The organism is Reyranella sp. (assembly GCF_965229815.1).
Taxonomy (GTDB): domain Bacteria; phylum Pseudomonadota; class Alphaproteobacteria; order Reyranellales; family Reyranellaceae; genus Reyranella.
The window spans coordinates 3,203,852-3,223,504 of the sequence record NZ_CBDDJN010000006.1; the positions used below are offsets into that span (position 1 = coordinate 3,203,852).

At 68.4% G+C, this 19,653-nt stretch carries 22 protein-coding genes and 1 pseudogene; 8 read left to right on the plus strand and 15 right to left on the minus strand.

From position 1 onward, the window contains the following. Window positions 1-32: 32 nt before the first annotated feature. A pseudogene (locus ACO073_RS26785) lies at window positions 33-206 on the plus strand (Rdx family protein); the annotation flags it as partial. A gap of 170 nt (window positions 207-376) precedes the next feature. Here ACO073_RS26785 and ACO073_RS26790 read toward each other — a convergent pair. Beyond that, entirely contained in the window at window positions 377-1,360 is a 984-nt protein-coding gene (locus tag ACO073_RS26790; protein WP_422001870.1) for a hydroxyacid dehydrogenase, read from the minus strand. 113 nt (window positions 1,361-1,473) lie between these two features. On the opposite strand from ACO073_RS26790, the gene ACO073_RS26795 reads away from it, so the two are divergent. Continuing rightward, a complete protein-coding gene (locus tag ACO073_RS26795) occupies window positions 1,474-2,802 on the plus strand; it encodes a hypothetical protein (RefSeq protein ID WP_422001872.1) in 1,329 nt (442 codons plus the stop codon). On the opposite strand, the gene ACO073_RS26800 is transcribed toward ACO073_RS26795, so the two are convergent. Further along, a complete protein-coding gene (locus tag ACO073_RS26800; protein WP_422001874.1) occupies window positions 2,790-3,269 on the minus strand; it encodes an Lrp/AsnC family transcriptional regulator in 480 nt (159 codons plus the stop codon). The genes ACO073_RS26795 and ACO073_RS26800 overlap by 13 nt on opposite strands. A gap of 91 nt (window positions 3,270-3,360) precedes the next feature. Between ACO073_RS26800 and ACO073_RS26805 the strand changes: the two genes are divergently transcribed. Both ACO073_RS26805 and ACO073_RS26810 read left to right on the plus strand, forming a co-directional pair. Continuing rightward, window positions 3,361-3,612, plus strand: coding sequence for a DUF6356 family protein (locus ACO073_RS26805; RefSeq protein WP_422001875.1), 252 nt, complete (start codon window positions 3,361-3,363; stop codon window positions 3,610-3,612). A 183-nt stretch (window positions 3,613-3,795) separates the two neighbouring features. Then, on the plus strand, window positions 3,796-4,188 hold the full coding sequence (locus ACO073_RS26810) for an HPF/RaiA family ribosome-associated protein (protein ID WP_422001876.1): 393 nt from the start codon (window positions 3,796-3,798) through the stop codon (window positions 4,186-4,188). 10 nt (window positions 4,189-4,198) lie between these two features. Here ACO073_RS26810 and ACO073_RS26815 read toward each other — a convergent pair whose 3' ends face one another. From ACO073_RS26815 to ACO073_RS26830, 4 genes are read right to left on the minus strand one after another with little or no spacing between them, the layout of a single operon-like run. Beyond that, entirely contained in the window at window positions 4,199-4,813 is a 615-nt protein-coding gene (locus tag ACO073_RS26815; protein ID WP_422001878.1) for a DsbA family protein, read from the minus strand. After that, window positions 4,810-5,349 (minus strand): hypothetical protein, encoded by a 540-nt coding sequence (locus ACO073_RS26820; RefSeq protein WP_422001880.1) that lies wholly within the window; start codon window positions 5,347-5,349, stop codon window positions 4,810-4,812. The genes ACO073_RS26815 and ACO073_RS26820 overlap by 4 nt, the downstream gene beginning before the upstream one ends. 3 nt (window positions 5,350-5,352) lie before the next feature. Next, complete coding sequence (locus tag ACO073_RS26825) at window positions 5,353-6,528, minus strand: M20 aminoacylase family protein (protein WP_422001882.1); 1,176 nt, start codon at window positions 6,526-6,528, stop codon at window positions 5,353-5,355. A 7-nt stretch (window positions 6,529-6,535) separates the two neighbouring features. Further along, window positions 6,536-7,330, minus strand: a complete 795-nt coding sequence (locus ACO073_RS26830; protein ID WP_422001884.1) for an alpha/beta fold hydrolase — start codon at window positions 7,328-7,330, stop codon at window positions 6,536-6,538. Window positions 7,331-7,438: 108 nt separating this feature from the next. Here ACO073_RS26830 and ACO073_RS26835 point away from each other — a divergent pair, with 108 nt between their 5' ends. After that, window positions 7,439-7,789 (plus strand): MliC family protein, encoded by a 351-nt coding sequence (locus ACO073_RS26835; protein WP_422001886.1) that lies wholly within the window; start codon window positions 7,439-7,441, stop codon window positions 7,787-7,789. A gap of 3 nt (window positions 7,790-7,792) precedes the next feature. Here ACO073_RS26835 and ACO073_RS26840 read toward each other — a convergent pair whose 3' ends face one another. From ACO073_RS26840 to ACO073_RS26855, 4 genes are read right to left on the minus strand one after another with little or no spacing between them, the layout of a single operon-like run. Further along, on the minus strand, window positions 7,793-7,894 hold the full coding sequence (locus ACO073_RS26840) for a DUF2474 domain-containing protein (RefSeq protein ID WP_422001888.1): 102 nt from the start codon (window positions 7,892-7,894) through the stop codon (window positions 7,793-7,795). Window positions 7,895-7,908: 14 nt separating this feature from the next. Beyond that, window positions 7,909-8,916 (minus strand): cytochrome d ubiquinol oxidase subunit II, encoded by a 1,008-nt coding sequence (gene cydB / locus ACO073_RS26845; RefSeq protein ID WP_422001889.1) that lies wholly within the window; start codon window positions 8,914-8,916, stop codon window positions 7,909-7,911. A gap of 2 nt (window positions 8,917-8,918) precedes the next feature. Next, window positions 8,919-10,337: a cytochrome ubiquinol oxidase subunit I gene (locus ACO073_RS26850; RefSeq protein ID WP_422001891.1), complete on the minus strand. Its 1,419-nt coding sequence runs from the start codon at window positions 10,335-10,337 to the stop codon at window positions 8,919-8,921. Window positions 10,338-10,370: 33 nt separating this feature from the next. Then, the gene (locus tag ACO073_RS26855) at window positions 10,371-11,747 is read right to left on the minus strand and encodes a PLP-dependent aminotransferase family protein (protein ID WP_422001893.1); all 1,377 of its coding nucleotides are present in this window, start codon (window positions 11,745-11,747) and stop codon (window positions 10,371-10,373) included. Window positions 11,748-11,783: 36 nt separating this feature from the next. On the opposite strand from ACO073_RS26855, the gene ACO073_RS26860 reads away from it, so the two are divergent. Beyond that, the gene (locus ACO073_RS26860) at window positions 11,784-12,197 is read left to right on the plus strand and encodes a DUF983 domain-containing protein (RefSeq protein WP_422001895.1); all 414 of its coding nucleotides are present in this window, start codon (window positions 11,784-11,786) and stop codon (window positions 12,195-12,197) included. Between the two features lie 12 nt (window positions 12,198-12,209). Here the strand turns inward: ACO073_RS26860 and ACO073_RS26865 are convergent, their stop codons facing one another. Genes ACO073_RS26865 through ACO073_RS26880 form a run of 4 tightly spaced genes read right to left on the minus strand, consistent with a single transcriptional unit; the run spans window position 12,210 to window position 16,125 of the window. Then, window positions 12,210-13,226, minus strand: coding sequence for an asparaginase (locus tag ACO073_RS26865; protein ID WP_422001896.1), 1,017 nt, complete (start codon window positions 13,224-13,226; stop codon window positions 12,210-12,212). Further along, window positions 13,223-13,747: a hypothetical protein gene (locus ACO073_RS26870; RefSeq protein WP_422001898.1), complete on the minus strand. Its 525-nt coding sequence runs from the start codon at window positions 13,745-13,747 to the stop codon at window positions 13,223-13,225. Before ACO073_RS26870 ends, ACO073_RS26865 begins: the two co-directional genes overlap by 4 nt. Beyond that, on the minus strand, window positions 13,744-15,441 hold the full coding sequence (locus ACO073_RS26875) for a hydantoinase B/oxoprolinase family protein (RefSeq protein ID WP_422001900.1): 1,698 nt from the start codon (window positions 15,439-15,441) through the stop codon (window positions 13,744-13,746). Before ACO073_RS26875 ends, ACO073_RS26870 begins: the two co-directional genes overlap by 4 nt. Window positions 15,442-15,468: 27 nt before the next feature. Further along, window positions 15,469-16,125: an NUDIX hydrolase gene (locus ACO073_RS26880; protein WP_422001902.1), complete on the minus strand. Its 657-nt coding sequence runs from the start codon at window positions 16,123-16,125 to the stop codon at window positions 15,469-15,471. 114 nt (window positions 16,126-16,239) lie between these two features. Here ACO073_RS26880 and ACO073_RS26885 point away from each other — a divergent pair, with 114 nt between their 5' ends. Together ACO073_RS26885 and ACO073_RS26890 are read left to right on the plus strand one after the other, a co-directional pair. Then, the gene (locus ACO073_RS26885) at window positions 16,240-17,166 is read left to right on the plus strand and encodes a hypothetical protein (protein ID WP_422001904.1); all 927 of its coding nucleotides are present in this window, start codon (window positions 16,240-16,242) and stop codon (window positions 17,164-17,166) included. After that, the gene (locus ACO073_RS26890; protein WP_422001905.1) at window positions 17,163-18,371 is read left to right on the plus strand and encodes an adenylosuccinate synthetase; all 1,209 of its coding nucleotides are present in this window, start codon (window positions 17,163-17,165) and stop codon (window positions 18,369-18,371) included. Before ACO073_RS26885 ends, ACO073_RS26890 begins: the two co-directional genes overlap by 4 nt. Window positions 18,372-18,374: 3 nt before the next feature. Here ACO073_RS26890 and ACO073_RS26895 read toward each other — a convergent pair whose 3' ends face one another. After that, entirely contained in the window at window positions 18,375-19,610 is a 1,236-nt protein-coding gene (locus tag ACO073_RS26895) for an acyl-CoA dehydrogenase family protein (RefSeq protein WP_422001907.1), read from the minus strand. Window positions 19,611-19,653: the final 43 nt, after the last annotated feature.

Consider the following 19,653-nt stretch of genomic DNA (forward strand, 5'->3'; position numbering starts at 1 on the left):
TCGAATATTGCGGCGCTTGAGGTTATAAGCCGCAGGCCCTCCGTGTGAGGGATTTCCTCCAGAAGCAGGGCGTGGCCGACATCGAGCTGCGCCCGGGCAGATCCGGCCAGTTCGACGTCACCGTCGATGGCGCGTTGAAGTACACCCGCAGCAAGACCGGCCGCTTTCCGACCGACGACGAGATCGAAGATTTGATGGAGACGTAGGCGGGCGCCGTCCACTCGCGCACGCCTTCTTCTCATGCCTCCTCTCCCCCTTGGGGGAGAGGCTGGGTGAGGGGGTGATGCAGGAGACGGTCATTGCGTTGCCCCCTCACCTAACCTCTCCCCCGAGAGGGGGAGAGGAACATGAGGGCAGGGATCGGCACGGCAGATGCCTACGACAGCACTTCCTTGTTCACGACGTTGGCGGCGTTCGGGCGTCCGTCGAACACGCTCAGGATGTTCTCGATCGCGGTCGTCGCCATCCGGTCGCTGGCTTCCTGGGTGACGCCGGCCATGTGGGGGCTGAAGATCACGTTCTCGAGGCCGAACAGCTTGTTGGCCGGATCCGGCGGCTCGCGGTCGAGCACGTCGAGGCCCGCTCCCCGCAGCCTGCCGTTCGAGAGCGCGTCGTAGAGCGCGTCCTCGTTGATGATGCCGCCGCGCGCGGTGTTGACCAGGAACGCCGTCGGCTTCATCAGCCCGATCGTCTCGGTATTGAACATGTTCAACGTCTCGGGCGCCTTGGGGCAGTGGATGGACACGAAATCCATCTTCGGCAGGACCGCCTTGAGGTTGGTGACCTTGGTGGCGCCGGCGTTCTTGATGTCGGCCTCGGACAGGTTGGGATCGAGGACATGGACGTCCATGTCGAAGGCGACGCATCGCTTCACGGTGCGCGAGCCGATGCGGCCCATGCCGACCACCAGGATGGTCTTGCCCGACAGGTCGGCCGGCAGTTCCGAGAGGCGCTGGCCCCAGCCGTTCTCGCGCACGAACCGGTCGTATTTCTTCACCAGCCGCGCCGAGGCCAGCAGCATGTACATGGCGTGCTCGGCAACCGACACTGAGTTGGCGATGCCGGTGGTCATCAGTGGAATCCTGCGCTTGTTCAGCGCCGGAATCTCGACGGCGTCGAAGCCCACGCCGAGCCGCGCCACGACCATCATGCCCGGCGCCGCGTCGAGCTCGGCCTGGCGGAAGGGCGTCGCGCCGAGCGTCACGGCGTTGGCATCCTTCAGCTTGGGATGGAGCGAAGGGACAGTGTCGTCCGTGAGGATCTCGTAGTCGACGTCGTCGCGCGTTTTCAGCAGGTCGATCCCCGCCTGCGGCAGGCGACCGACGATCAGCACCTTCTTGCGGTTCTTGCCCGTGCTCATTTCCCCCATCCTCTGGTCCTGGCCGCAAGATCGTAGAGGGCCGCGTCGGGCTTCGCCAGTTCCGGCGATCGGCGGACCGGCAACGCGCCGTGCACCGCCGACGTTTACCCTCCATGAAATTCCGCGAAGCAATCGAGCGCGATCTGGAGGACTTGCTGGACCTGGCCGAAAGGGTGCGGCGTGCGACCGGTATCTCTCCCCTTACGGAAAACTTGCGGACGGTCATTGCCGGTCTCGGAAACGACCACCTGGCGCAGGAACGTCGCCTGGAGGAGGCCGCTTTCGATCTGCGCAGGGCCTGGCTGACGCTCGCTCACCGACCCGCCGATCGGAGCCTGAAGACGCCACGCCAGGGCGACGTCGCCCACGTTCCCGCCGGGCCGGGAATCGCCTTCGGCTACGAGCGCGATCTCGATGCCTCCGTCCTCGAAGCCCGAGGGCCCGGCTACGCGCCGACGCCCGCCGGCTGGTCCGGCGAGACCGTTCTGTTCAGGAGCGGTCAGGCATCGCTGGCCGCGATCCTCCAGTTCGCCGCGTCACGGTGGGGCCACCGTCGGGCGCTGACCGTGGCGCACGCAGGCGCCTATTTCGAGACGGCCGCCCTGCTTCAGGCATGGCCATCCCGCCTGATGCGCCGCGCCGCCGAGGACGCTGCGGACACCGACATCGTCATCGCCGAGCCGGTCTCCTGCGATGGCGGCTTCGGTCTCTGCCGTCGCCTGCCGCGGGCCCGGCGTCTGCTGGTGCTCGACCTGACGCTGTCCGGCCCGGCGCACGACCCGACCCCCTATCTCCCGGCGGTGGCGGAGGGCGGGATCGTCATCGCCTACCGTTCGGGACTGAAACTGGACCAGGCCGGCCTCGAACTGGCCAATGTCGGCATCGTCCGCGTTGCCGCGCGGGCGCGTACGGGCGCGGCCGGCGAGGCAGCCGATTCCCTGCGCACGCTGCGGGGACTGATGGGAAGCGGCCTGACCCTCGACGAGGTGGCGGCCCTCTCGGCCCCGTGGTTCATGGACCGGGCATATGCGGTCCGCTATGCCGGCTCGGTGTTCGCCGCGAACCGCCGCCTAGCCGCGGCGATTGGCGCGCAGTCGCGCGTTTTCGCCGCCGACAGCCACCCTTCCCTGCTCGACCGCCCGGCCAACGCGCCCTTCTGTGCTCTTCGACTGCGAGAAGACGGACCGGCCAGCCGCTATCGCCGACTGGAAGCGATCCTGAAGCGGGAGTGCGCACGCCGCGGGCTGCTCGCGACGCCCGGCGGTTCCTTCGGTTTCCGCGGCCATCGCTTCGAGGCCATCGAGCCGGAGCTCGGTCCGCCGTTCCTGCGGCTGGCAATGGGCTGGCGCGAGGGCCACAGCCGGTCAGGCCTCACCGAGCTCGTCGCCGAGATGGCCGCTCACCCCTCGTTTGACGCCCTCGACCGCGCCTATGCGAGATAGTGCAGCGGTAGCCGGGTGGTCGACTTGATCTCCTCCATGGCGAACATCGAGGTCACGTCGGACAGCTCGACCTTGGCGATCAGCCGCTTGTAGAAGGCGTCGTAGGCCTCGATGTCCGGCAGGGCCAGCCGGATCAGGTAGTCGATCTCGCCGCTCATGCGGTAGCAGTCCATCACCTCGGGAAACGAGGCGACCGCCTTGGCGAACCGCGACAGCCACTGCGCCGTGTGCTGGGCGGTGCGGACGGCGACGAAGACCGTGACGCCCGCATTGACCGACTTGCGCTCGAGCAGGGCAACCCGGGCCCGGATGACGCCGGCCTGCTGCAGTCGGTTGATGCGTCGCCAGCAGGGCGTCGTGGACAGGCCGACCCGCCGCGCAACCTCGGCCAGGGGCGTGTCCGCATCGTCCTGCAGGCAATCCAGAATCTTCTTGTCGAAGGAATCGAGCGATAATTTTGCCGCCATGGTTGCTCTCTTGGAATGATTTTCTCAAGGTTGCCGCAGGCGACACCAAACGAGCAAGCCGTTTTCCGCCGCCGTCGCTAAACTCGATGCAATGTTTCGCCGCTTCACCGACCATCCGGCCTCCGTCAACGAGACCTACTTCCAGCACATGGGCGCCGCCTTCGGCTTCGGTGCCAGCATGCTGGCGGGTTCCCTCGCCTGCTTCGTGCACGGTCTCTTCCCGTGGCTGTTCCTGACGCGGGGAAGCGACACGATCCGCGCCTTGCATCACCGCATGGTCACCCATCGCGTCGTGCGCCCGGCCCGGTCCGGCCGCTCCACGGCCGTCGCGGCGGGCGATTAGCTCCGCTCTCCATTCTGGTCTGCCCGCCGCGACGCTTCGGCCGATCCTTCACGCGGTATCCGTCTCCCGGCCGAAATGCTAGGCTGACCGGCCGTCGCGGACCGGTGACGCCGATGCGGCCTGCAACTCGCTCTCCGCACCCTGCGTTTCCGTAGCGACTCGCCGGAACGAAGGAGGCACCAAATGAACACGCCGCTCAGGATCACCTTCCAGAACACGCCCTCGAGCGACGCCGTCCGGCAACTGATCGAGGAGCAGGCGGCCCATCTCGAGCAGGTGTTCGAACGGATGACCGACTGCCACGTCGTGTTCAAGCTTCCGGACGGGAACCACCGCAGCGGCGGACCCTACGAGGTGACGATCCACATCAAGATGCCGGGCGGCGCATCGATCGACATCGACCGCACGCCCGGCCAGGACGAGCGCTTCGGCGATCCGCAATTCGCCGTGAACGACGCCTTCCGGCGCGCCCGCCGTCGCCTCCAGGACCGGGCCAAGGTGCTGCGCCAGGAAGTGAAGGCGCTGCACGGGCGCGTCGACCGCACGCTCGACCAGCCGCCGGAAAAGTCCGAGTAGTCCGGAAGCCTCACCCTCGCCGCGCGACGCCTCGTTCGTCGAGGCGCTCGCGCAGCAAGGCAATCCGGTCGCCGCCCCAGAAGAGTTCGCCGTCGAACACGAAGGTCGGCACGCCGAAGACGCCCGAGGCCTCGGCCTCGCTGCGCAGCCTGTCGTGCTCGGCCCCGCCCTCCCCTGCCAGGAAATCGGCGAAGCCGGCAGGCGCCCCCACCTGCTGGAGAAGGGCGGCGACGGCCTCGATGCTTTCTGGGTCCAGCTCGCGCTTCCAGAAGAGATCGAAGATCCGGTCGTTGTAGGGACGGAACACGCCGTGCCGCCGGGCGAAGAGCATCCCGGCATTGGCCGGCCGCGCGTAGAAGATCTTCACGGGCCCCTTGAGCACCAGCCCCTGCTTGTTGGCCCAGCGCCGCGCGTCCATGTAGGCGTAGCGGACGCGCCGCCAGTGATGCGGATCGCGCTCGGCGACGGAACCCTGGAAGGAGGCGATGTCGAGCGTATAGGGCCGCCATTCCAGCTCGATCCGGTAGTCGGCCTCGAGCGCGTAGGCCCACGCCTTGGCGACGTAGGCGTAGGGACTGACATAGTCGCTCCAGAGCACCACCGTCGGCGGCGCGGCGTCGGTCACAGGCGGCTCTCCCGTCGGCCCATCCACCAGAAGAAGGCCGCGACCACGAGCACCAGCAGGGCACCGACCAGCAGCAGGATGGCCGACTCCTGGATCCACGCGATGGCGGGCACGGCCAGCGCCAGGAAGACGCCGACGGCCGAGATGCGCCACACCGCGGCATGCACGCCGGCCACGAAGGTGCCGAGTGCCAGCAGGATGAGCAGCGACAGGCTGGTGGCGTTGTCGTTCACCACGCCGCGCACCTCCGGAAGGAACATCAGCCACATCGCCCCCACGAAGGCGAGCCAGTGCAGCGCCTGGGTGACGACCAGCCTCATGTGGCCCGCCCCGGTGTCCAGCCGGCGCCAGCCCGAGATCACCACGATCAGCGCATAGAGCGGCGCGAGCGCCATCCAGTAGTAGTAGGTCGCCTGTCCCCGGAAGCTCGTGAGGACGATGCCGCCCACCGCCAGCGCCAGCATCGCGGCGTAGGGAAGGTCGCGCAGCAGCCAGCGCCCGATGCCGCCCCGCTCCAGGTCAGCCCCGTTGCTCACGGCTCACCTCGCGTCCCGGGCGAGCTTCTTCTCGACCACGCGGGACCACAGGGTGGCGCCGAGCGTGATGATCTCGTCGTTGAAGTCGTAGCCGGGATTGTGGACCTCGCAGCCGCCTTCGCCGCCGCCGTTGCCGATGTTGATGAAGGCGCCGGGCACCTTCTCCAGCATGTAGGAGAAGTCCTCCGAGGCCATCACGTACGGACCCTCTCGGTTCATGTTCTCATCGCCCACGATCTCGGCGGCGACGTCGGCGATGAACCTCACCGAGTCCCGGTCGTTGACCAGCGGCGGGAAGACCACCCGCACGTCGGGCTCGGCCTTGCCGCCCAGCGTCTGGGCGATGCCCTTCGAGATCGTCTCGATGCGCTCCTTGACCAGCGCCATCGTCTCCTTGCGGAAGGCGCGGATCGTGCCGCGCAGCACCGCTTCCTGCGGGATGACGTTGTAGGCGTCGCCGGCATGCATCTGGGTCACCGAGATCACCGCCGAATCGAGCGGCGCGATGTTGCGTGACACGACGCTCTGAAGGGCCGAGATGATCTGGGTGGCGATGATGACCGGGTCGACGCCGCTCTCCGGCCGCGCCCCGTGGGCGCCCTTGCCGGTGATCTTGATGTCGAACAGGCCGCCGCCCGCCATCTGCGGGCCGGAGCGGATCGCGAACTTGCCGACGTCGAGCTTGGGCCTGTTGTGCATGCCGAAGATCTGCTCGCAGGGGAACTTCTCGAACAGCCCGTCCTTGACCATGGCCTCGGCGCCGCCGCGTCCTTCCTCGGCCGGCTGGAAGATGAAATGCACGGTGCCGTCGAAATTGCGCGTCGCCGACAGATACTGCGCCGCGCCCAACAGCATGGTCGTGTGGCCGTCATGGCCGCAGGCGTGCATGCGGCCCTCGTGCCGGCTGCGATGGTCGAAAGTGTTGTGCTCGTCCATCGGCAGCGCGTCCATGTCGGCCCTGAGGCCGATGGCGCGCGGGTTGTTGCCGACCCGGATCGTTCCCACGACGCCGGTCTTGCCGACGCCGGTCGTGACCTCGCAGCCCCATTCCTTGAGCTTGCTCGCCACGATCTTCGACGTCCGCTCCTCCTCGAAGCCCAGCTCGGGATGGGCATGGATGTCGCGCCGGATGGCGGTGAGCTCGGCGGCGGCGGCGGCAATCTTGGGTTCGATCTTCATGTGTTGTTCAAGGCTCCAGGAGGAAGGCGGTGATTACACGCCGAAATTCGGCGGCATGCACGTTCGGAAAGAAGTGCCCGCCGTCGGGCAGGACATAGGCCCGGGCCTCCGGGATCAGGCGCACCAGCTCCTCGGTGAAGTAGAGCGGGGTCACCATGTCATCGCGGGCGCAGATCGCCAGTGTCGGCGCGCGCACCGCCTGCAGCCGGTCGCGCCGGTCGTGGGCCACGATGGCGGCGATGCGCGACAGCACGATCTCCGGCAGCGGAATGGTCTCGTCGGCCCTGGCTTCGGCAACGGCGAGGTCGGCGTCGTGGTCGCGAACCCAGAACGGCGAATTGAGCGCCAGCGCGCTCGACTTGACGTACGCTGTTGGTCCCAGCTCCTTCAGCATCAGGGCGCGAACCTCGAACAGGCGGCGGAAGAACGCGTCGGTCTTCGCCCAGGTCGCGCTCAGCACCAGCCGGTCGATCCGGTCCGGATGGTCGATCGCCAGCACCTGGCCCATCGCGCCGCCCGTCGAATGACCGCACCAGTGGACCTTGGCGAAGCCCAGCGCATCGATGAGCTGGAGCGCGTCGTCCGCCATCTGTTCCACCGAGTAGTCGATGCGCGACAGGGTGCTGCGCGCCGTGCCGCGATGATCGTGCACGACCACGGTGAATTCGCGCGCCAGCCCCGCCAGGTTTGGTTCCCAGAAGCGGCCGTCGCCGCCCAGGCCGGGCACGAGGAACAGCGGCGGCCCGCTGCCGTGCGTCTCGTAGTAGAGCTCGGCGCCGTCCTTCAGCCTGACGTGTGGCATCGCATCCCCTTGGCTCGCTATAGTGCCCTGTCGTACATCCCGTCGGCCGGCCGGGACGGGTCCGGGTCCCACCCACGACGGAAGCCGCTGCAGGGAGGTAAGCGCACGATGAAGCGTCTGTCGATTGCCGCGATCCTGATGGTGGCCGGCTGCGCGCCCGAGCAGGCGCCATTGACCACCTTCATCGCACGACCTGCGGCCGACGACCCCACGCCTTTCGGCATCGCCTACGTCTGCGAGGGGCGCAAGGAAGTGACCGTCGTCTACGCCAAGAACCGCGCCTCCGTGACCTACGGCGACAAGACCTGGCGCATGGAGTTCCAGCCGATCGCCGGCGGCTTCCGCTATGCCGACGCCGCCAACGAATGGACGGGCCGCGACGAGCTGGCGTCGCTGCGCGAGAACGGTACGGCGCGGCCGATCGCCTTCAACTGCCGGCCGGCCCGCCGGACGACCTGACCGTCAGCTGAGCCAGAGCCTGATCCCGAAGCCGACGAGCGCCACCGCGCCGACGCCGCCGGCCCACAGCGCCACGAACCACAGCCACTGCCGCGGCGTCGGCATCCCGAGGGCCTGCCTCAGTGGTAGCCCTCGTGGCCCGTCTTGCCGCGGAACACCCAGTACGAATAGCCGGTATAGGCGAGGATGACCGGCACCAGGATCAGCACGCCCGGCAACATGAAAGCAAGGCTGGCATCCGGAGCGGCGGCGTCCCAGATCGACACTGCGGGCGGCACGACATAGGGGAAGATGCTGATCCCGAGGCCCACCAGGCTCAGCACGAACATCGCCAGCGCCATCAGGAACGGCGTGACGTGGTGGCGCCGCGCCAGGCTCCAGAAGAAGACCAGGCAGACGATCGCGACGAGGAGCGGCACCTGGGCGGTGAACAGGATCTCCGGCCAGGCGAACCAGCGGATCCAGTAGGCCTCGCGCAGGAACGGCGTCCAGGCGCTGACCGCGCCCATCGCGACGATGGTGCCGATCCCGAGCCGCAGCGACAGCCGGTAGCAGCGCTCCTGGAGGCTGCCCTCGCTCTTCATCACCAGCCAGGTGGCGCCGAGCAGGGCATAGCCGCAGACCAGGCTCAGCCCGACGAGCACGCTGAACGGCGTCAGCCAGTCGAACCAGCCGCCGCCGTAAAGGCGGTTGCGCACGACGATCCCCTGCAGCAACGCCCCCAGCGTGACGCCCTGGGCGAAGGTCGCGACGACGGAGCCGACCGTGAAGGCGAAGTCCCAGAACGGCCGGTGCGCGGGATCGCGCCAGCGGAACTCGAAGGCGACGCCGCGGAAGATCAGCGCCAGCAGCATGGCGATGATCGGCGCGTAGAGGGCCGACAGGATCATGCCGTAGGCGAGCGGAAAGGCGGCGAGCAGCCCGCCGCCGCCCATCACCAGCCAGGTCTCGTTGCCGTCCCAAACCGGGGCCACCGAGTTCATGGCGCTGTCGCGCTCGCGCCCGGTCTGGAACGCCGGAAAGAGGATGCCGATGCCGAGGTCGAAGCCGTCCATCAGCACGTAGGCGAAGATCGCGAAGGCGATGATGAAGGCGAAGAACATCGGAAGGTCGAACGCGAACGGCATGGTCAGACCTCCTTGCCGCCGGCCAGCGATTCGGCGACCGCCGGGGCGGGGGTGATGCCGGCGGCGCGGACGGGCTGACCGCGCTCGGGGCCCGCCTCGCCGCGATAGGGCGAATGGCTCATGAGGCGCAGGATATAGAGCGCCCCGGCGCCAAACACGATGAAGTACACGACGATGAACGCCAGCAGCGAAGCCGCGACCGCCGGCGCCTGAAGCGGCGAGGCCGACTCCGCCGTGCGCAGCAGGCCGTGCACCGTATAGGGCTGTCGCCCCACCTCGGTCGTCACCCAGCCGGCGATCACCGCCACGAAGCCCGCCGGCCCCATCGCCACCGCGAAGAGATGCAAGAGCCGGCTGTCGTAGAGCCGGCCGGCGAAGCGCGCGACGAGGCTCACCGCGCCGAGGAGGAGCATCAGGACGCCCAGCCCGACCATGATCCGGAAAGCCCAGAACACGATGGCGACCGGCGGCCACTCCGACGGAGCGACCGAGTTCAGCCCCTTCATCGGCGCGTCGAGCGAATGCTTGAGGATGAGCGACGAGGCCTTGGGGATCTCGACGGCATACAACGTCTCGGACGCCGCCTCGTCGGGCCAGCCGAACAGGATCAGCGGCGCCCCGTCGGGATAGTCCTTGAAGTGACCCTCCATCGCCATGACCTTGACCGGCTGGTACTCGAACGTGTTCAGCCCGTGCTGATCGCCGGCCAGGATCTGCAGCGGCGCCACCACGGCGATCATGCCCATGGCCATGGAGAACATCACGCGCGCGCCCTCGTTGCCGCGCTCGCGCAGCAGGTGCCAGGCGCCGACCGCGCCCACGACCAGCGCCGTGGTGAGGTAGGCGGCGAACACCGTGTGGACCAGCCGGTACGGCAGGGAGGGGCTGAAGATCACCGCCAGCCAGTCGGCGGGCACGAACTGCCCGCCCGGATTGATCGCGTGACCGGTCGGCGTGTGCATCCAGCTGTTGACCGCGAGAATCCAGAAGGCCGAAAAGAGCGTGCCGCCGGCGACCGCCAGCGTTGCGGTGAAGTGCAGGCCGCGCCCGACCCGGTTCATCCCGAAAAGCATGACGCCGAGGAATCCGGCTTCGAGGAAGAAGGCGGTCAGGACCTCGTAGGCCATCAACGGGCCGATCACCGGCCCCGCCTTGTCGGAGAAGGCCGACCAGTTCGTGCCGAACTGGTACGACATGACGATTCCCGACACCACGCCCATGCCGAAGGCCAGCGCGAAGATCTTCAGCCAGTACTTGAAGAGGTCGAGGTAGACCTGCCGGCCCGTCCACAGCCACAGCCCTTCAAGGACCGCGAGGTAGCTCGCCAGCCCGATGGAGAAGGACGGGAAGATGAAATGGAAGGAGACCGTGAAGGCGAACTGGAGGCGGGCCAGCAGGACCGCATCGAAGGACTCGAGCATGGCTATCTCCCGCGACGGAGCGTCCGTCCCGTCTCAAACGATACGTGAAGCATAGGCCGGCGATGTCAATGCGACAGCGAGGACGTCGAGCGCGCCGACGAGATCGGACCGGCTGCGCGGCGCGCCGAGCGCGATGCGGATCGCATGCTGGGGATTGGCGTCGACGGCGAAGCTGTCGCTGGTCACCACCGCCAACCCCTGCCGCTGGACGTGGGCGGCGAACTCCGCGCGCGTCCACGACGGCGGCAGCGGCAGCCAGGCATGATGTCCCTTCGGATGCGCGGCATAGTCGTGGCCGGCCAGCGCCTTCGCCGCGAGCTTCTGCCGCGCCGCCGCCTCGGCGACGATGGCCGCCACGATGGCGTCGGCGGTGCCGTCGGCCAGCCAGCGCATGACCAGGGCGACGGTGAGCGGCACCGGCATCTGCGACACGGTGCGCAGCGCGTTGGCGACGGTCGACGCGGCCGTACGGTCGGGCGTCAGCACCAGAGCGGTGCGCAATCCCGGCGCCAGGCACTTCGACAGGGTCACCGCGAGGTAGGCGCGCTCGGGGATCAGCGTCGTGATCGGCTGCAGCCTCGGCTCGAAGCTGCCGTAGGCATCGTCCTCGAGCAGCACGAGGCCACGGCGGCGGATCACGGCGGCGATCTGCTCGCGCCGCGCAACGCCCATCGTGGCCGTCGTCGGATTGTGGATCGTGGGGACGAGATACACCGCCCTGGGCTCGTGTCGTTGCGCGGCCTCGTCCAGCTCCGCCGGCAGCATGCCCTCGCGATCGCCCTCGACGCCGATCAGGCGCAGGCCGAGCGCCAGCGCCGCGGACTTGAAGCCGGGATAGGTCAGCCGGTCGACCAGCACGGAATCGCCCGGCCGCGTCGTTGCCAGCAGAAGGGCAACGAGCGCGCTCTGCGTGCCCGGCGACAGGACCAGCCGTCGCGCCTCGGCGCCACGCACGCGGCGGCGCAGCCAGTCCGCCGCGACGCCGCGGTCGGTCTCGCTGCCTCCGGCCTGCTGGTAGCTCAGGAAGGCCGAGACGCCGTAGCCCCGCTGCAGCGCGGCGAGCCCGCGCGCCACGCGGCCCTCCAGGTCGGCCTCGATCGGCTCGGGCGGCAGGTTCATCGACAGGTCGAAGGCGACGCCGGCCGCCGCCGCGCGCGGCGCCTGCACCCGGCTCTCGGCCACGAAGGTGCCCTGCCCGACCCGCGCCTCGGTGAGGCCGCGCCGCCGCGCTTCACCATAGGCCCGCGTGACGGTCGTGAGGTCGACTCCCAGGGCTCGGGCGAGTGCCCGATGCGTCGGCAGCCGGTCGCCGCGGCGCAGCCGTCCCGAGGCGATGTCGGCGGAGAGCGCCTCGACGATGCCTTCGTAGACCGGGCCGCCTGCGCCCTCGATTGTAGGGACCCAATCCATACAATATGCCCTCTCTGATCTTGATTGTATGCCTCATTGCAGGGACATACTCAACAGCGAGAGGAGAAACCCATGGAGAGAAAAGACCCTGCCGTCCTGCTGCGCGGCCTGCGCGGCCGCTGCCCCGCCTGCGGCGAAGGGCGTCTGTTCCGTCGCTTCTCGAAGGTCGCGCCGGCCTGCAGCGCCTGTGGCGAGGACCTGCACCATCACCGCGCCGACGACTTCCCCGCCTACCTGGTGATCGTGATCGTCGGCCACATCGTCGTGCCGCTCACGCTCTGGGTCGAGCTCGCCTACGCCCCGTCCTACTGGGTGCATGCCCTGATCTGGGGCCCTCTGATCGTCGGCCTGTCGCTGGCGATGCTGCAGCCCCTCAAGGGCTTTGTCGTCGCCCTGCAGTGGCAGATGGGCATGCACGGCTTCGGCGAAGCGAGGCGCCTGCGCGCCTGAACGGCGCCGCCGTCAGCCCCAGGCGGCGAAGACCCGGGCGATGGCCGCGCGATCGAGCCCGGCGCGGAGACAGGTCTCGAGCAGCACCCGCGCTTTCAGCGGATGCAGCCGCCCGCCCCAGATGAGCCCGGCCTCGAGCAGGGCGATCTCCGAGCTCGCACCGCCATAGGTATGCCGCAGCAGCGGGCCGCCGCCCGCGCGTGCCGCCACGACGGTCGGCAGCGCCGCGGCGAGGCGCCCGGCCAGCGGCGCCAGGCGTTCGGGGACATGGCCGCCGCCCATCGCGGCGACCACGACGCCGCGATAGCCGAGCCGGTCGGGCGCCGCCAGGATCGCCTCGATCAGCCCGCCCGGCTCGTCGAGTCCCATCCACAGGAGCGCGACCGGCCGGGCCTCGCCGGAAACCTTGTCCAGCGCCTGGCGCGCGACCTCGATCGCATCGCGCACCGGCAGGCCGAGCGGCACGACCCGATCCTCGACCAGCGCCGCGATCGGGCCGGTCTGCGGCGACGCGAAGGCATCGATCCGCGTCGGATGCGCCTTGATCACGTCGGCCACCGCATGGACCTCGTCGAGCATCACCGCCATGACTCCCAGCGAACGCGTGTGCCTGCGGATCCAGGGATCGCCGGCGACGCGCACCGCCGCCAGCAGGTTGCCCGGCCCGTCGGCGGACGTGAGCGCCGGATTGCGCATCGCCGCCGTGACGATCACCGGGATGTCGCGCTTCACCAGCAGGTCGAGCAGGAAGCCCGTCTCCTCCAGCGTGTCGGTGCCCTGCGTCACGATCACGGCATCCGCGGCAGTCGCCGCGATCTTGCCGGCGACGGCATGGATGTCGTCGAACGACAGCGAATGGCTGCCGACGCGCGACACGGTCTCGGCCTCGATATCGGCCAGTTCCTTGAGGAGCGGCACCGCCGCCACGAGATCGTCGGCGCCGGCGCCCATCTGCATCACGCCGCCGGCGTCGGGCCGGGTGGCGATGGTGCCGCCCAGCGCCAGGACATGGACCCGGAGCCGGCTCACGACACGAGCCTCAGCGAGCCGAAGAAGCGCTCGGCGGCCGGTCCGCGCACCGCGTCGGCGGACCCCAGGCAGGCCAGCGACACGTAGCGCCGGCCCTTCAGCAGCACGAGCTGCCGCAGCAGCCGGCCGCCGGCCACGGCGCCGACCGATTCGACGGCCGGCGCGCCCTGAACATCGCGCCACTGCACGCTGCTCCACTTGCCGCCGGCCAGCCGCTCGGCCCGGTCGTCGAGCGCGGACTGCAGGTTGCGCCGCGGCTGGCGCACGTCGACGTCGGCGGGATACAGCGCGGTCTGGGCGACGAAGGCCATGCCGCCGCTGTCGAGACTGTAGGAATGGTAGGGAAAGGCGGTGCCGCCGGGCGAGCGCGTGTCGATCACCTTGTAGGTGGGCTCGCCCGGCATATCGACGATGAACGAATGATCGGCGCCGCGCACGGCGTACCAGGTAGACTGCGCCGCCGCGTCGAAGCCTGCGAGCGCCAGCGGCAGCGCCGCGAGGGAGCGTCGAGAGAGGGTCATTCCGCCGCCAGCCGCGGTCCGAACTTCTCCCGGGACTCGGCCTCCGTGTAGTAGCCGCGCGCGACGTCGCGGGCGATCGCCGCCGGGTCGCGCCGCGCCGGATCGCCGAAGCCGCCGCCGCCGGGCGTCGAGACCCGCACGACGTCACCGACGCCGATCTGGATGTCCTGGTCCTTGGAAAGATGCGCCGGCCGGTAGGATCGGCCGCCCTGCTCCACCGCCACGGTGTTGACGGCGCCGTCGCCGCCGCCCAGCACGCCCTGCGGCCCGGTGCGGCCGTGGTCCATCACCATCGACACGCGGGCCTCGCCGCGGCGCAGCCGGATCGCGTAGTTGATGCCGAAGCCGCCGCGGAACTCGCCGGCGCCACCCGAGCCCTCGCGCAGGGAGAATTCCTCGAACAGCACGGGATAGAACTGCTCCAGCACCTCGACCGGCGGCATCTTGGAGATGCCGATGGTCGAGCAGCCGTTGCTGAGACCGTCGCCGCCCTGGAAGCCGCCGTAACCGCCGCCGGTGAAGAGGTACATGATGAAGTTGCGCTGGCGCTCGGGATCCCAGCCGCCGACGCCGAGATTGCCCGACGTGCCCGCCGGGGCGGCGAACAAGAGGTCGGGGATGGCCTTGGTCATGGCCGCGAACACCGCCTCGGCGATGCGCTGGCTCACCTCGGCCGCGCAGCCCGAGACCGGCCGCGGATACTTCGCGTACAGGAAGGTGCCCTCGGGCTCGACGATGGTGAGCGGCTCGAACGTGCCGGCATTGATCGGCACGTCGGGGAAGATGTGCTTCACCGCGAGGTAGATCGCCGACTTGGTCGTGGCGATGACGCTGTTCATCGGCCCGCGGCAGGGCGGGCTGGAGCCGGTCATGTCGAAGGTGAGGTCCTCGCCCTTCTTGGTGACCTTCATGCGGATCAACAGCGGCTCGTCGACCACGCCGTCGCTGTCGACCTGCGCGCTGCCCTCGTAGACGCCGTCGGGAATGGTGGCGATCTTCGCCCGCATCTGGCGCTCGGCGCGATGGCGCATCTCGGCGATCGCCTGCCGCACGACCTCGGCGCCGTAGCGGTCGATCAGCGCGGTCAGGCGCTGCTCGCCGGTGGTGAGCGCGGCGGCCTGGGCCTTGATGTCGCCGATGCGCTGGTCGGCGATGCGGATGTTGCTGAGGATGATGGACAGGATCTCCTGGTCCATCTCGCCCTTCTTGAAGAACTTCACGGGCGGCAGCCGCAGCCCCTCCTGCTCGACCTCGGTGGCGCTGGCCGAGAAGCCGCCCGGCACCATGCCGCCGACGTCCGGCCAATGGCCGGTATTGGCCAGCCACGCGAACAGCTCGCCCTTGTAGAAGAACGGCTTCACGAACCGCACGTCCATCAGATGGGTGCCGCCGAGATAGGGATCGTTGACGATGAAGACGTCGCCGGGATCGACCGTGCCGGCATAGTGGGTCTTCACCCGCTCGATCACCGCCCGGGTCGAGAACTGCATGGTGCCGACGAACACCGGCAGGCCGAGCTCGCCCTGGGCGATCAGCGACCCGTCGGCCGCGTCGTAGATGCCGTCGGAACGGTCCATGCCTTCGGAGATCACCGGCGAGAAGGCGGCGCGCACAAAGGCGAGGTCCATCTCGTTGCAGACCTGGATCAGGCCGTTCTGGATGACGGTCAGGGTGACGGGATCGAGGTTCGACATGCCGTCATGACTATCACAAGGCGTCCGTCAAATCTTTCGCTGAAAGGCGCGCAATGTACGATCGGCCAGGCGGTAATACTGCGGCGGACGTCCTCGCGTCACCTGTGCATTCTCCAGTTGCACCGGCTCGATCGTCTGCAGTTCGAGCATCTTGCGACGGAAAGACGACGGATCGAGCGATTCTCCCGTGGCAATCTCGTAGACCCGCTGAAGCTGCGGATACGTGAAGTGCCGCGGCAACAGAAAGGCCGGCAGCGACGAATAGGAAGCCTTGCTGCGCACGCGCTCGACAGCCCGCTCAACGATGCGGTCGTGGTCGAAGGGAAGCGCTTGAATGTCCTTCACCGGCACCAATCGCACCGAGGATTTCCTCGGGATGCCTTCGTTGGGTGCCACGGCGCAGTAGCTGATGGTCACGGACCAATCCCGAGGGTCGCGCGCCCGCCCGCTGAACGTATAGAGCTGCTCGATGTGGACGTCTTTGACGCCGACCTTTTCGCGCAGGACCCGACGGGCAGCAGCGTCGGCATCGGAATCCTCGTCGGTATGAACGAAGCCTCCGGGCAAGGCGAAGCGGCCGCGGAACGGCGCCTGGTCCCGCTGAACCAGGCAGATCGCCAAAGCGTCGTCGACGATCGTGAAGAGCACGACGTCGACGGTGGTCAGGGGCCGCGGATACTCCATTGGGTGGACCTGTCGCCTTCAAGGCATTGGATTGCCGGCACTCTTATCTCATTATTTTTTATTTGCAAAATACCACTAATTAGCTCATCGTCGACTTGTACACAGGAGGATGAGATGGGCTATTCGAGATGGGACAGTTCAACTTGGCGCGGCCACAGCGCCGGTCACTCCGGCCTCCGGCGCGAGGAAATCTTCCGTCGGCGAAGCCTCGATCGCGACCTCGATCCCCGTGGCGTGCGGATGCGTGAATCGCGGGACTCGACCTTCAATCCGCAGTCCAATGCCGTCATCGTTGCCCTCGACGTGACCGGCAGCATGGGCATGGTCGCCGAGGTGATCGCCCGCCAGGGGCTGGGCACGTTGGTCGAGGAAATGCTGGTCCGCCTGCCGGTCAGCGATCCCCACCTGTTGTTCATGGGGGTTGGCGACGTCAAGAGCGACCAGGCACCCCTGCAGGTCACGCAGTTCGAGGCCGATATCCGCATTGCCCAGCAACTCGAGCGGATCTGGCTCGAAGGCGGCGGCGGCGGCAATAACAGCGAGAGCTACGCCCTGCCCTGGTACTTTGCGGCACGTCGTACGGCGATCGATTGCCATGAAAAGCGCGGCCGCCGCGGCTACCTGTTCACGATCGGCGACGAGATGCCGCCCGAACCGTTGACGGCCCAGGACATCTGGCAGGTGTTCGGCGACGAGGTTTCTCAGCCGATTTCGGCGGCCGCGGCGTTGGCCATGGCCGAGCAGCGCTACCACTGCTTCCATATCGTCGCCGAGGAAGGCTCCTACGCTCGCGCCCATCCAGATCGCGTCGTGCCGGCTTGGCGGGACTTCATGGGGCAGCGGGTGCTTCGCCTCGCCGACCACCGCCGTGTCGCCGAACTGATCGTCTCGGCAATCGCCATCAATGAAGGCGCCAACCCGCGCGACGTCGCCGCAAGCTGGAACGGCGACGCTGGCGACGTCGTCGGCCACGCCTTTGGCGGTGCTCCCTCGCGCATCACCGGCGTGCTGGGGGATTGGTTCCGACGGAGGCTGCCGTGAAGAACACAGCGATCGCCGTCATCGGCGCTCACTACGGCGACGAAGGCAAGGGCCTGGTCGTCGACCGTCTGGTCCGCGACCTCGCGCAGCCATGGGTCATCCGATTCAACGGCGGGGCCCAGGCGGGTCACACGGTCAGCCTGCTCCATGGACGACGCCATATATTCAGCCACTTCGGCGCCGGCACCTTCGCCGGCGCGCCGACCTTCCTCAGCCGCTTCTTCGTGTCCAATCCCCTGCTGTTTCTGCGCGAAGCTCACGAGCTCGAGGCGTCCGGCGTCGCGCCACGAATCGTCGTCGACCCGCGCTCCCCGCTGACGACGCCGTACGAGGTGCTGCTCAACCGCTCGGCCGAGCGCGCCCGTGGCAATGGTCGCCATGGCAGCTGCGGTGTCGGCTTCGGCGAGACACTCGAACGCCAGGAGCGCGGCCTTTCGATCACCGCCGCGGACCTCAACGTGCCAGACGTGCTGCGCTCGCGGCTTACTTTGCTGCGAACGACCTATGTTCCCCGACGCCTGGCCGATCTCGGCATACCCATTGATGCCGAGTTGCAGGCCGATCTTGCCGATCCCGAGCCTGTCGCCCGCTTTGTCGAGCTGGCGGACGCGTTCCGCCAAAGGATCGAGATCGCCGGCATCGATGCCTGCCAGGGCAGGCCCGTCGTGTTCGAAGGCGCCCAAGGCCTTTTGCTCGACCAATCCCTCGGTGACTTCCCGCACGTGACTCGGTCCTGCACAGGCCTGCCCAACATCGTCGACCTTGCAGGCGACCTCGGCCTGCCCGCCGTCGAGGTCTTCTATGCCATGCGGACCTACATCACGCGCCACGGCGCGGGCCCTCTTGCGGGTGAGCTCGACTCTGCCCCCTACTCAGAGGCCACAGATGCCACGAACCAGCCCAACCCCTTCCAGGGGCATCTCCGCTTCGCCTTCGCCGATCCTGCCCTGAGCGTGGCGACCATCAAACGGGACTTGGCTCGCTCCTCGCGGCTCACCATCATTCCGTCACTCGCCGTCACCTGCCTCGATCAAGTCGCCGGACCAGTCAGCTGCCGTGACGGCGGCGGAACCAGAGAGATCGATCCGGACGACTTCGTCGGTCACATTGCCGGTCGGATCGCTGCCCGCCGCGTCTTGCAATCGCATGGTCCGACGGCAGAGACCGCCCGATTTAGCACCGTTGCACTACGTGCTGCCGCCTAGCCGCTACAATTCAACATCACCCTTGAGCAGGCGCTGGACGATGCCGCGGTTCAGGATCTCGTTGGTGCCGTCGGCAACGTTGACGATGCGCAGCGAGTGCCAGGCGTGGTGCAGTCCGACCTCGTTGGTGAAGCCCATGGCCCCGTGGGTCTGCATGGCGCGGTCGACGGCGCGGTAGCCGACCTGCACCGAGTAGGCCTTGGCCATCGACAGTTCCTTGACGGCGGGCGCGCCCTGGTCGAGCAGCAGGGCGGCGTTCAGCCCCATGAGATGCGCGCCGTGCAGCTCGGTGGCGCTCTCGGCCAGCGGGAAGGTCACGCCCTGGTAGTCGGCGATCGGACGGTCGAAGGCCCGGCGCGTCTTGGCATACTCCAGGGCGAGCTCGAGCGCCCAGCGGCCGTAGCCGACGGCGCGCGCCGAATTGTAGATGCGGCCGAGCGACACGCCGTAGAGGGCGGCCGCGAAGCCCTGGTGCAGCTCGCCCACGACCTGCCAGGGTTCGACCCGTACATCCTCGAGGCGCAGCTCGGCCTCGTCGCCGCCGATATGGCCGAACAGCTTGATGACGCGCTGGACCTCGAAGCCCGGCGAATCGGTCGGCACCAGGAAGGCGCTGATGCCGCCCCGCCGCTTCGCGGCACGCTCGGGATCGGTCTGGGCAAAGACGATGCAGTAGTCGGCGACCGGCGCGTTGGAGGTCCAGATCTTGCGGCCGCTCAGCCGCCAGCCGTTGCCGTCCGGCCGCGCCCGGGTCGCAAGCGCGGCGGCATCCGATCCCGCCCCCGGCTCGGACAGGCCGAAGCACATCGACGCCTCTCCCGCCATCATCGGCGCCAGGATGCGTTCGCGCGCCTCGTCCGTGACCTTTTCGAGAAGCCGGCTGGGACCGAAGGCCCAGTGGCTGATCACATAGAGCATCAGCCAGTTCTGCGGCCCGCACAGGCGGAACAGCGCTTCCCAGCCGACATAATAGGCAAGGTGCCCCAGACCGCCGCCGCCCAGCGATTCGGGCACGCACATGTTGTAATAGCCGGCACCCGCCGACACGCGGCGCACCTCGTCGATCAGCGCCTTCAGCGCGTCGGAGAAGCGGCCGTCCTCGCGGTACAGCCGTCGCGGATCCTCGAAGAGATCGCGATGGGCCTCATGGCGCGGCAGGATTTCCTTGCGCGCGAAGTCGAGCAGGCCTTCGCGCACGGCGCGCACCTCTTCGGGCAGTTCCCAGGCGATGGCGGACAAGCAGACCTCCCCTATCGACATTCGAACGTACGAGTAGTGGGGG

Bases quoted from the DNA above. Each gene is read 5' to 3' on its own strand.
- ACO073_RS26790 (WP_422001870.1), bottom strand. From the start codon at position 1,360: ATGAGCACGGGCAAGAACCGCAAGAAGGTGCTGATCGTCGGTCGCCTG.
- ACO073_RS26795 (WP_422001872.1), top strand. From the start codon at position 1,474: ATGAAATTCCGCGAAGCAATCGAGCGCGATCTGGAGGACTTGCTGGAC.
- ACO073_RS26800 (WP_422001874.1), bottom strand. From the start codon at position 3,269: ATGGCGGCAAAATTATCGCTCGATTCCTTCGACAAGAAGATTCTGGAT.
- ACO073_RS26805 (WP_422001875.1), top strand. From the start codon at position 3,361: ATGTTTCGCCGCTTCACCGACCATCCGGCCTCCGTCAACGAGACCTAC.
- ACO073_RS26810 (WP_422001876.1), top strand. From the start codon at position 3,796: ATGAACACGCCGCTCAGGATCACCTTCCAGAACACGCCCTCGAGCGAC.
- ACO073_RS26825 (WP_422001882.1), bottom strand. From the start codon at position 6,528: ATGAAGATCGAACCCAAGATTGCCGCCGCCGCCGCCGAGCTCACCGCC.
- ACO073_RS26830 (WP_422001884.1), bottom strand. From the start codon at position 7,330: ATGCCACACGTCAGGCTGAAGGACGGCGCCGAGCTCTACTACGAGACG.
- ACO073_RS26835 (WP_422001886.1), top strand. From the start codon at position 7,439: ATGAAGCGTCTGTCGATTGCCGCGATCCTGATGGTGGCCGGCTGCGCG.
- ACO073_RS26840 (WP_422001888.1), bottom strand. From the start codon at position 7,894: ATGCCGACGCCGCGGCAGTGGCTGTGGTTCGTGGCGCTGTGGGCCGGC.
- cydB (WP_422001889.1), bottom strand. From the start codon at position 8,916: ATGCCGTTCGCGTTCGACCTTCCGATGTTCTTCGCCTTCATCATCGCC.
- ACO073_RS26850 (WP_422001891.1), bottom strand. From the start codon at position 10,337: ATGCTCGAGTCCTTCGATGCGGTCCTGCTGGCCCGCCTCCAGTTCGCC.
- ACO073_RS26855 (WP_422001893.1), bottom strand. From the start codon at position 11,747: ATGGATTGGGTCCCTACAATCGAGGGCGCAGGCGGCCCGGTCTACGAA.
- ACO073_RS26870 (WP_422001898.1), bottom strand. From the start codon at position 13,747: ATGACCCTCTCTCGACGCTCCCTCGCGGCGCTGCCGCTGGCGCTCGCA.
- ACO073_RS26875 (WP_422001900.1), bottom strand. From the start codon at position 15,441: ATGTCGAACCTCGATCCCGTCACCCTGACCGTCATCCAGAACGGCCTG.
- ACO073_RS26880 (WP_422001902.1), bottom strand. From the start codon at position 16,125: ATGGAGTATCCGCGGCCCCTGACCACCGTCGACGTCGTGCTCTTCACG.
- ACO073_RS26885 (WP_422001904.1), top strand. From the start codon at position 16,240: ATGGGCTATTCGAGATGGGACAGTTCAACTTGGCGCGGCCACAGCGCC.